General features: G+C 54.3%; 8 protein-coding genes. All 8 read right to left on the bottom strand.

Annotation, left to right across the window (positions count from 1 at the left end; genetic code table 11):
* Positions 1-995: 995 nt before the first annotated feature.
* On the bottom strand, positions 996-1,520 hold the full coding sequence (lspA, locus tag Q2B33_RS02010) for a signal peptidase II (RefSeq protein ID WP_300783822.1): 525 nt from the start codon (positions 1,518-1,520) through the stop codon (positions 996-998).
* Positions 1,513-2,622: a 3-dehydroquinate synthase gene (gene aroB, locus Q2B33_RS02005; RefSeq protein ID WP_300574020.1), complete on the bottom strand. Its 1,110-nt coding sequence runs from the start codon at positions 2,620-2,622 to the stop codon at positions 1,513-1,515. The genes lspA and aroB overlap by 8 nt, the downstream gene beginning before the upstream one ends.
* Before the next feature lie 63 nt (positions 2,623-2,685).
* The gene (locus tag Q2B33_RS02000; protein WP_300574017.1) at positions 2,686-3,225 is read right to left on the bottom strand and encodes a cell division protein SepF; all 540 of its coding nucleotides are present in this window, start codon (positions 3,223-3,225) and stop codon (positions 2,686-2,688) included.
* A gap of 34 nt (positions 3,226-3,259) precedes the next feature.
* Positions 3,260-3,952, bottom strand: a complete 693-nt coding sequence (locus Q2B33_RS01995) for a YggS family pyridoxal phosphate-dependent enzyme (protein WP_300574014.1) — start codon at positions 3,950-3,952, stop codon at positions 3,260-3,262.
* A gap of 18 nt (positions 3,953-3,970) precedes the next feature.
* Positions 3,971-5,350, bottom strand: a complete 1,380-nt coding sequence (locus Q2B33_RS01990) for an HlyD family efflux transporter periplasmic adaptor subunit (protein ID WP_300574026.1) — start codon at positions 5,348-5,350, stop codon at positions 3,971-3,973.
* A 360-nt stretch (positions 5,351-5,710) separates the two neighbouring features.
* A complete protein-coding gene (locus tag Q2B33_RS01985) occupies positions 5,711-6,130 on the bottom strand; it encodes a twitching motility protein PilT (RefSeq protein WP_300574011.1) in 420 nt (139 codons plus the stop codon).
* 62 nt (positions 6,131-6,192) lie between these two features.
* A complete protein-coding gene (locus Q2B33_RS01980) occupies positions 6,193-7,179 on the bottom strand; it encodes a D-alanyl-D-alanine carboxypeptidase family protein (protein WP_300574008.1) in 987 nt (328 codons plus the stop codon).
* The gene (gene mgsA, locus Q2B33_RS01975) at positions 7,163-7,558 is read right to left on the bottom strand and encodes a methylglyoxal synthase (RefSeq protein WP_296456828.1); all 396 of its coding nucleotides are present in this window, start codon (positions 7,556-7,558) and stop codon (positions 7,163-7,165) included. Before mgsA ends, Q2B33_RS01980 begins: the two co-directional genes overlap by 17 nt.
* Positions 7,559-7,583 lie beyond the last annotated feature (25 nt).

Raw genomic sequence — 7,583 nt, 5'->3', positions numbered from 1 at the left:
ACGAGATCAGATCTGGTGACTGGAGTTCAGACGTGTGCTCTTCCGATCTCTGATGAAAATACTCCGGCAAAGGCGCGTCCACCTCCACGTACTCCCCGGTGGAGGGATGGCGGAAGCCCAGCACCTTCGCGTGGAGCGTCTGCCCCCGGAGCTGAAGGGCGGGGATGCTCTTCTTCCACGGAATGTTTTTCCAATCGCCCCCGTACAGCTCGTCCCCCAGCAGCGGGTGGCCCAAAGAGGCCATATGCACCCTGATCTGATGCGTCCTGCCGGTCTCCAGGACACATTCTATATAGGTATGGCTCCTGAACCTCTCCAACACACGGTAATGGGTGACCGCGGCCTTTCCGCCGCGTTCCGTCACAGCCATCTTCTTCCGGTCGGAGGGATGACGGCCAATGGGCCTGTCGACAATCCCCTCATCCTCCTTCAGTACGCCATGACAGATTGCCTGATAGCGCCTTGTCAGCGTGTGCTCCTTCAATTGGGCCGCAATGCAGGCATGTGCCCTGTCGTTCTTGCAGGCGATGATGGAGCCCGTGGTATCCATGTCGATCCGGTGGACGATGCCGGGCCGAAGGATCCCGTTGATTCCAGAGAGCTCCTTCCCGCAGTGGTACAGCAGCGCGTTCACCAGCGTCCCGCTGTAATGACCCGCCGCCGGATGCACCACCATGCCCTTGGGCTTGTCTACGACGATGACATCTCTGTCTTCATACAGGATATCCAGCGGGATGTCCTCCGGCAGGATGTCCGGTTCCACAGCCTTCGGCAGAAGGAAGGCAAGCTGCTCCTCCGCCTTCACCCGATAGCTCCCCTTTACGGGGACGCCGTCCACCGTGACGGCCTCTTCCTTTATCAGCTTCTGGATAAAGGAGCGCGACAAAGAATCGATAAGCATGGCAAGACACTTATCGATTCGCTCCCCTTCCCATTCTTCAGTTATCTCATAGCGGAATTCATCCGCATAACGGAATTCGTCCATGGAATCTCCCCTATTCTGCCTGTCCCTTTTTCCGGAAGCTCAGGAATTCCAGATCCGCCTCCTTATAGACGAACATGAACAGGAGGAACAGCAGGATGGCGGATACTACGATGTAGCAGTCGGCCACATTGAAGATAGGATAGTGAATCAGCACAAAGGAAATGAAATCCACCACATAATCGAACCGGAGCCTGTCCACGATATTGCCCAAAGCCCCGGCGATCAGCACGGACATCAGCACATGCACCACCCGGAACCGCCCCTCCCTGGGCACCCTGAACAGGAAGAACAGAACCGCTGCCAGCACCAGGAAACCGGTGATCAGGATGAAGGCCTTCCGCTCCTGGAACAGACTGAACGCGATTCCCGTGTTCTCAAAATACTGCAGCTCTAAAACTCCCTCTATCAGCACCAGGGCTGGCTGATTTTTAAGATTGACGGTGGCCAGATATTTCGTGAACTGATCGAAGGCCAGCAGCGCCGCCGCAATCAGCATATCTATCCATATGAAACCATAATTCTTGTCTTTACGCATGGGCATCCTCTTCGCTGAAATTAATCTCATTGATGGCCGCCACGATCTCCTCATCGGTCACTGTCCTGTCAATGACAGCCTTTCCAATCTTTTTCAGCAGCACGAACTTGATTTGGCCGGACTCCATCTTCTTGTCGGATTTCGTCAGGCGCAGAATCTCCTGCACATCCAGCTTGTCCACGGAGATGGGCAGATAGAAGGGCACGAACATGTCCCGTATCTCGTAATACTCTTCCATGGCAAGGAGCTCCCGCTTCCAGGAAATATACGCTGCGGCCACTGCCCCCAGGGCCACGCACTCCCCGTGATACAGCTCGAATCCCCTGGCCTTCTCGATGGCATGGCCTATGGTATGGCCGAAATTCAGCAGCGCCCGGTCCCCCTGCTCCGTGGGATCCTTCTCCACCACCACCCGCTTCACGTTACAGCTGCGGACCATCATCTCCTGGAGCACCGTCAGATCCCGCTCGCAGATCTCGTACATGTTCTCTATCAGCCACTCATAAAAAGGGGCATCCTTGATCAGCCCATGCTTCATGACTTCGGCAAATCCGGCAAAATACTGCCTGTCCTCCAGCGTCTGGAGGGCCGCCAGGTTCATGTAGACCAGCCTGGGCATCTTGAATGCGCCCACCATATTCTTGTAGCCGTCGAAATCCACGCCTGTCTTGCCGCCGATGCTGCTGTCCGCCTGGGCCAGCAATGTGGTGGGAATCTGGACATAATCGATTCCCCGCAGATAGGTGGCCGCCGCATACCCTGTGATATCGCCCGTGACGCCTCCGCCCAGGGCCAGGAGCATGTCCTTGCGGTCAAAGCCCTCCTCGATCAGGAAACGATAGATGTCCTTCACGGTATCCAAGGTCTTGCTCGCCTCCCCCTGGGGAAAGACATACTTCACCGCTTTCGCGCATTTTCCCTCCAGCAGCCGCAGCACCTCTTCCCCATAGAGCTCATCCACCTTGGAATCCGTAATGACACAGAGCTTCCTGGCTCCGCATTCCAGGGCGGCAAGCTCCTCCGGCAGTCCGCCGAAGCCCTTCGTGAACACGATATCGTAGCAGGGCTTTTTATTCAACAGAACAGACATTCTCTCAGACATTTCTTCTCCACCGTACCTCTCTGTCAGCAATACGCTTCCGCACAAGCCAAGTCCGCGGATGTACTATGTATTCAGCGGCATCTCAAAGGAATCATTGAAGATATCCTGGAAATCGCCGGATATGTCCACGCTGGCCGGAGTGATGATGAAAATATAATGGGATATCTTCTGAAGATTCCCCGCTATGGCAAAGCAGGATCCACTGGTGAAATCGATGATGCGCTGCGCTATATCCACATCCAGCCCTTCCAGGTTCAGCACCACTGTTCGGTTGGCCAGGAGCGTCTCCGTGATTTCCCTGGCGTCCTCCACAGATGTGGGCTTGATGACGCAGACTTCCATGCTGCTGCCGCCTGCCACCCGCCGGGAGGTGGACTGCTTAATCGGAGTAATCTTGCTGGAGGCCGAGGATTGCTTCCTCTGATATGACGACGACATGTGGTCATCCTCATAGTCCTCCATGTCCCTTATCTTGGAGGAGCTTCTCCTGGGAGGCGGAGCGGGCTCGTCATCTTCTTCGTCCAGATAGTCGTCATCATAGTACTCATCTTCTTCTTCAGGATTAATCTTCATATAGTTCAGGAATTTATCCATTACACCCATTCTCTCACACCACGCCTTTCGCTGTCTTCCCTATTCACCGTCGGGACTCTCTCTCCCCGAATATCCCTGTGCCTACCCTCACATATGTCGCACCCTCTTCTATCGCCACAGGATAATCGCCTGTCATGCCCATGGATAAGGCAGACATATTAACATTATCAATGTTTTTCCTCTCTATGTCAACAGATAATTGCTTCAATTTACGGAAAATTTGGCGATTCTCCTCTGCATCTTCCACAAAAGGGGCTATGGTCATCAGTCCCCGGATGTGCACGGCGGGCAGTTTCGCGATTTCCTCCACCAGCGAAACGGTTTCCGACAGGCAGACGCCGAACTTGCTCTCCTCCCCGGCCACATTGACCTCGATCAGGATATCCGTCTCCACCTGGCGCTTCAGGGACTCCCTGCTGATCTCCTCCGCCAGCCGCAGGGAATCCACGCTGTGTATCATGGCCACCTTGCCCACGATATACTTTACCTTGTTCCTCTGCAGATGCCCTATCATATGCCAGCGGATGTCCGAGGGCAGCGCCTCTATCCGATCCAGGAGATCCTGCACCTTGTTCTCCCCGAAATCCCTGGCCCCAGCCTCATAGGCCTCCCGCACAAGCTCCAGCGGCTTGGTCTTGCTCACCGCGATCAGCGTCACGCCGTCCCCGGGGCGCCCTGCCCTTTCACAGGCATCCTCTATGATTCCCTGCACAGCCTCCAAATTTTCCCGTACCACTTTTCCATCCTCCTTGGCTCACTGCCTGATGAGCTGATCGTCCTTGACAGTCTCCGCGTTCAGCACGATATAGTCATACACGCTCAGGCTGTATTTCATATTGGGTTCTACGATTGCATACTCGTCGTTTTCGTACAGAATGGTAATCTGCTTGAAGTCGGCGTATCCTTTGTTTATATTATACACACCGGTCAGCGTCGCCCGTTTGCTCACCGTAAACGTCTCCTGGCTGTCCAGTTTGTAGATATTATCCCCGGAATTCAGGATAGAGCTGTCCAGGTAGTATTCCTTTGTCTCATCGTCAAAATAGTATACCTCTATCTCCAGTACCTCGCTGGAAATGGTCCCGTCCTCCAGGACGGTCTGCCGCATGATGCTGTCCCCGCCGTTGTTGCCTCCGGGAATCACATACTCCTCCGGTATCAGGAAGAATTCCTTCTGGACGATGGAAGACTTCGGTATCTTCAGCCCTGTCTCGTCCTCTACGATCAGCTCCACATCCAGGAATCTGTCCGTGGCGAAGGTGACCATGGAATTGGTGAAGGAAAGCTGCAGATAGGTGTTTCCGTCCCCATTGGTGAGCAGCTTCGTCTCTCCCCAGGATTCGTACTGGTTCTTCAGAAAGCGTACCTTCACGAAGCCCTCCTCCTGGAGCTGCGCGCCTCTGTCAGGCTCCACCGGGATGACGATGGACCAGTTCTCGCTGGTCGCTAGCTTATAGACCGCGTCCCCTGCAGCCACCAGGGAATTTCCCATCATGAGCTTCTTCTCATAGGCCGTATCGTCCCACAGGTCTTCTGTCACGTCCTGTGCCGTCAGGGACTCGTAGCCGTCCGTCCAATAGGTCACGATTCCCGTGTCAGGCGCATGGAAGTAGTTGACGATGTTCCCTCCCGTGGTGCCGCTCAGGTCGCTGACGCTCTGAAGCATGTTGGTGTTCGCAAGCTTCAGAACCGTATTCTTCATGGAATATTTGAAATCATATGTACTGTCGTACTGCTCAGGCCGGAAGCCATGGACAAAATTCACAATCTCGCTCCTGAAGTCCATCAGCTCCCTGTCGGAAAGGGAGTTCTCCCCAAGGCTCAGGTTCTCCAGCTCCTCGTTCAGGCGTCCCGTCTCGTCCACGATGTAGACGAGATTGTTCTTGGCCACCCGCTCCCCCTCTCTGGCATAGTAGTTCACATAGCCTGCCGTCTCGGCGCGGACCACTGTCTCGTCCCGCAGCGCCACCCCTCTATATACCGTGTCCGTGGCAAGGGAGCCCTCCTTCACTTCGTATCGGACGATGTGGCTGGTCTGGAAATAAAGGATGACACAGACCACCACATAGAAGAAAATGACAGCGAAAATCAGCATCCCGATATTCAGGTTCAGAGGCTTGCGGTATTTTTTTATCTTGGTTACCTTCCTCGGAGCGCCTCTTCCCTTCCGGGAGGCTCGCAGCTCTCCAGAGCTGTTTCTTTCCCGGGAGCCCCTTTCCCGGGAATCATCCCGGTTTCGGGGAACGTCTCTGCTTCGGGGAACATTTCTGCTTCGGGGAACGTCTCTGCTCCGGGGAACATTTCTGCTCCGGGAAGCATTTCTGTCCCTCTGCGTGCGTCTGTTCGATTTCCTGCCCTTTGCCAATCCCACGCCTCCATACAAAAGCCCCGGCATATGCTTTCCGAGGCTTTCGTGTGTAATCCGATCCTATAATTATACCCGTGACTACATAAACATGCAAAAACCACCATACAATCCGTGGCCGAATTGCCATTACAGGGATACTATGACTTTCTCCTTCAAACCTTCCGGGAGCTGGGACTCATCCATGGATATGCTCAGGATGAAATCCACGTCGAAATTATTGCTGAGTTTTTCCAATTTGTTCATAGCGGCCAAGATGTCCTGCCCCTCAAGGCACGCTATCTTTAAGAAGTTGTCGAAATACATCTGCTGCAGGTCGTGATCCTGAGAGATGATGCCGCTGACGAAGCCCACGAACTCATCGCTGTCCTCAATCATGTACTGAGAGACATCAATCAGGCGAACCTTGTTGTTCAGTTCGTACATATGTTTGGTATTCTTGTCGAGATACACGATATTGCCCGCAATCTCCTTGATTTCGCTATTCACCTTCTCCAATAGCTGCGTTGTCTTACCTTTTCCCTTATTGCCTACAATTAACTGGACCATTGGAAACCCTCCTATAGTATTAGTATTTATATTATAAGTGAAACACGACCAAAAAACAACCTCTATTTATGAATCTCGTCAAGTAAATCCGTCATCTCTCCATAAAGCTCCTCCACCCCCTCTGCCCGGAGCACAATGGAGATATAGGGACGGCCGTTTTCATCCCTGGAGAGCAGCATCAGACAGTAGCCTGCCGCATTCGTCGTTCCGGTCTTGCCCCCAATCACCGTCACGTTGGCGGGAGCCTGCCGCTCTCCCCGCAGGTACTGGTTCGAGTTCTGCCGGTCAAAGGCCTTTTCCCGGCCGTCTCTGTCATAGAACACGGTCTGATAGCTGGACATGTGTATGATTTCATTGAAGGTGTCGTTTTTGACAGCCTCATTGAAAATCAGATACAGGTCGTAGACTGTGGTGTAATGCTCCGATTCCGTCAGTCCGTGGGGATTCATGAAATGCGTGTTGGTAGCCCCCAGGCGCGCCGCCTCCTCGTTCATCATTTCCACAAAACGTTCCACGCTCCCCCCCACATTCTCCGCAATCAGCATGGCCACGTCATTGGAGGAATACACCAGCAGGATGCGCAGGGCCTGATCCAGGGTCATGGTATCCCCTGTGGCCAGCCCGCAGAGCACCGCGCCCGGCTCCGTGATGTTGACCACATCGGAAGCCGTCAGCGTCTGGTTCAGCTGTCCGTATTTCAATGCCACCAGAGCCGTCATCACCTTGGTCAGGCTGGCCGGGTGGAGCCTTTCATGGATGTTCTGGGCATAGAGTACCTGCCTCTCGTCAAGGCCGAACAGCCCCGCCGCCTCCGCGTGGGACATGTCCACGGTATCGCTGGGCACGTTCCCCGCCGCCACGCACAGATTCGCCGCGAAGGGCAGGGCCGTGCGCGTCTCCTGTCTGGTCACCACGTTGAAGCTGCTGACATCGTAATCCACATGGTAAGCCATGTCGTAGGACAGGCTGCCGCACCCCGTGAGGCAACAGACTGCCGTCACCACGCCGCCTATCAATGAAATGATTTTCTTCTTATTTGTAAAGTTCACGCCATTCCAAATCCCCTCTGTCCAGAGCCTTGATCAACAGTTCCGCGCTCGCCAGGTTCGTGGCCAGCGGAATATTGTGGGTGTCGCACAGATGCACCACATTGTTCACGTCCGGCTCATGCTTCTTTGGGCTCAAGGGATCGCGCAGAAATATCACAAGGTCTATCTCATTGTTCTCAATCTGGGCACCGATCTGCTGCTCCCCGCCCAGATGCCCCGCCAGGCATTTGTGGACGTTCAGGTTCGTGACCTCCTCGATCAGGCGTCCTGTGGTGCCCGTGGCATACAGGTCGTTCTTGCTCAGAATCCCCCTGTACGCGATGCAGAAATTCTGCATCAACTTCTTTTTTGCGTCATGTGCAATCAGCGCAATGTTCATAAGTGTACCTCCTCCATAGCATCTT

The organism is uncultured Acetatifactor sp. (genome assembly GCF_948601915.1).
In the GTDB taxonomy this organism is placed as follows: domain Bacteria; phylum Bacillota; class Clostridia; order Lachnospirales; family Lachnospiraceae; genus Acetatifactor.
Note: the sequence above shows the minus strand (reverse complement) of the source record. Positions and strands in the feature narration are given on the sequence as shown.